The sequence below is a fragment of the uncultured Microbacterium sp. genome, from assembly GCF_963521695.1.
Lineage (GTDB): Bacteria > Actinomycetota > Actinomycetes > Actinomycetales > Microbacteriaceae > Microbacterium.
The window spans coordinates 1-2,629 of sequence record NZ_CAUQWC010000343.1 but is presented as its reverse complement, the minus strand read 5'-3'; the positions used below and the strand labels follow the sequence as shown (position 1 = coordinate 2,629).

Here is a 2,629-nt window from a genome sequence, read left to right as displayed (position 1 = left end):
CGGCGCCGGCGCAGGTCGGCCCTCGCGCGATGGCGATCGTCCGTTCCGTCGTGACGGTGAGTCGCGTCCGCCGCGTGAGGGGGATCGTCCTTTCCGTCGTGACAACGACTCTCGTCCGCCGCGTGAGGGGGATCGTCCGTTCCGTCGTGACAACGACTCTCGTCCGCCGCGCGATGGCGATCGTCCGTTCCGTCGTGACAACGACGCTCGTCCGCCGCGTGACGGGGATCGTCCGTTCCGTCGTGACAACGACTCTCGTCCGCCGCGTGACGGTGATCGTCCGTTCCGTCGTGACAACGACTCTCGTCCGCCGCGTTCCGGAGACCGGACTTTCCGCACGGACGGTGGCGGCGTCGGTCGCCCCCGTCGTGAGGGCGACTCGCGCGGCTTCGCCGGTAACGACCGTCGGCCGTCCGGCGACCGTCGCCCCGGTGCGGGCGCTCCCCGACGGTTCGACCGTGAGGACTCTCGCGCAACGCGCCCGCCCCAGGACCGACGGGAGCGCGGACCGGAGATCCCCGAGGAAGTCACCGCGTGGGACCTGCCGGGCGCAGCGCGCAATGAGCTCAAGACCCTGAGCAAGGACAATGCCGAGAACGTGGCGCGTCACCTCGCCATGGCGGCCCGCCTCATCGACGAAGAACCCGAGCTGGCGCACGAGCATGCGCTGGCGGCATCCCGGAGCGCGGGCCGCGTCGGCGTCGTCCGCGAGACCGTGGCGATCACCGCCTACGCCGTCGGCGACTTCGCGCTGGCGCTGCGGGAGCTCCGTACGCATCGTCGCATCACCGGCTCCGACGACCAGCTGCCGCTGATCGTCGACAGCGAGCGGGGCGTCGGCCGCCCCGACCGTGCGCTCGAAGAAGGCCGCGCCGTCGACCGCTCGACGCTGTCGGTTCCGGTACGCGTCCAGCTCGCGATCGCCATGTCGGGGGCGAGACTGGATCTCGGCGAGACGGAGCGCGCACTGCAGGAACTCGAGATCCCGGAGGCCGACCCGGACCGCGCGTTCGAGTGGAGTCCGGCGCTGTTCTCCGCCCGAGCGGCCGTGCTCGAGGAGCTCGGACGTGTTGACGAGGCGGCCGAGTGGGAACGACGTGCTCAGATCGCCTCCGACGCCCTGGATGCCGCGTCGGGGGTCGCGGATCGCGAGGTGATCGTGGTCGAGGAGATCGAACTCATCTACGACGAGGGCGGCGTCGACGTGGCATCCGGGGTCATTCCCGTGGACGACGTCGTCCACGACCAAGACGGTGCCGTCCACACCGAGGACGACGAGGACGGGTCGGCCCACGCGGGCGAGGAGAACGGTGCCGGAAACGTGCGGGACGACGAGGACGGGGACGTCGTGACGACGAGCTCCGACGACGTCGTCGAAGGCGAACGGCACGGGGACGAAGAGTCCCGCGAACCGTCGTCGAGCGGTGTCGATGTGCCGGCCGACGAGCGCGAGGGCGAACGGTGATCTTCGGGCGCGCCCAGCCGGATGCGACCCCGCTCGACGGGATCGACGTCGTCCTCGCCGACCTCGACGGTGTCGTCTACGCCGGCCCGGGCGCCCTGCCGCACGCCGTCGACAGCCTCAACAGGGCCCAGGCCGAAGGGAGGCGTCTCGGGTACATCACCAACAACGCCTCCCGCACGGACGTCTCCGTGGCGGAACACCTGTCGTCGCTGGGGCTTCGCGTGGAGGCATCCGACGTCACGACGAGCCCGCAGGCCGCGATGCGCTTGATGAAGGACCTCGTGCCCGCGGGGTCGACGCTGCTCGTCATCGGCGGGGAGGGGCTCGTCGTCGAAGTCGAAAAGGCCGGGTTCACGGTGACACGCAGCGCCGACGACGCACCGGCGGCGGTGGTCCAGGGCTTCGCGCCGGAGGTCGGCTGGGCACAGCTGGCCGAGGCCGCCTACGCGCTCGCGACACCGATCGAAGACGGGGGCATCCCGTGGGTCGCGACGAACACCGACTGGACGATCCCGCAGGCACGCGGCATCGCTCCGGGTAACGGCACCCTCGTGTCGGCCGTGCACACCGCGGTCGGCCGTCTCGCGACGATCGCCGGGAAGCCCGAACGCCCGATCTTCGAGGTGGCGGTCACTCGGACGGGGGCTCAGGCACCGCTCTTCATCGGCGATCGCCTGGACACCGATATCCAAGGGGCGCATGTGGCCGACATGCCGTCGGTGCTGGTGCTGACGGGGATCGATCGGCCGAAGCAGGTGCTCGCAGCCATCCCGTCGCAGCGTCCCGACTACATCATCGAAGACCTGCGCCAGCTGTTCGAGCCGTACCCGGCGACGATCGTGAAGGGCGCGCGCACGCGCGTGGGCGACGCGATCGTCGAGATCGACGGCGTCGACCTGCGGATCGTGTCGCAGGGAGGCCGACAGATCGACCTGCTGCGAGCGGGAGCCGCGGCCATCTGGAACTCGGGACGCGCCATCTTCGGATTCCGCGTACCGGAGCAGCTGTACGCCGACCCCTTCCGCGGGCGCTGACGTCGGTAGCATGGCATCCATGTCGGACAGCACCGCCCCGGATGCCGCGCCCGAGCTGATAGACCGTGTGCGCCTGATCGAGGCGCAACCGCTCGACACCCGCGCGGAGGCATACGCCGCGGTGCACGAC

At 70.7% G+C, this 2,629-nt stretch carries 3 protein-coding genes; 2 read left to right on the top strand and 1 reads right to left on the bottom strand.

The features are described from left to right. A partial coding sequence (locus tag RWP81_RS16150; RefSeq protein ID WP_314457828.1) for a hypothetical protein occupies positions 1-610 on the bottom strand: 610 nt, incomplete at its 3' end. Between RWP81_RS16150 and RWP81_RS16145 the strand changes: the two genes are divergently transcribed. Beyond that, positions 599-1,465, top strand: coding sequence for a hypothetical protein (locus RWP81_RS16145; RefSeq protein WP_314457827.1), 867 nt, complete (start codon positions 599-601; stop codon positions 1,463-1,465). The genes RWP81_RS16150 and RWP81_RS16145 overlap by 12 nt on opposite strands. Further along, positions 1,465-2,499 carry an HAD-IIA family hydrolase gene (locus RWP81_RS16140; protein WP_314457829.1) on the top strand — a complete coding sequence of 345 codons (1,035 nt, stop codon included), beginning with the start codon at positions 1,465-1,467 and terminating at the stop codon, positions 2,497-2,499. The genes RWP81_RS16145 and RWP81_RS16140 overlap by 1 nt, the downstream gene beginning before the upstream one ends. The last annotated feature ends 130 nt before the right edge of the window (positions 2,500-2,629 follow it).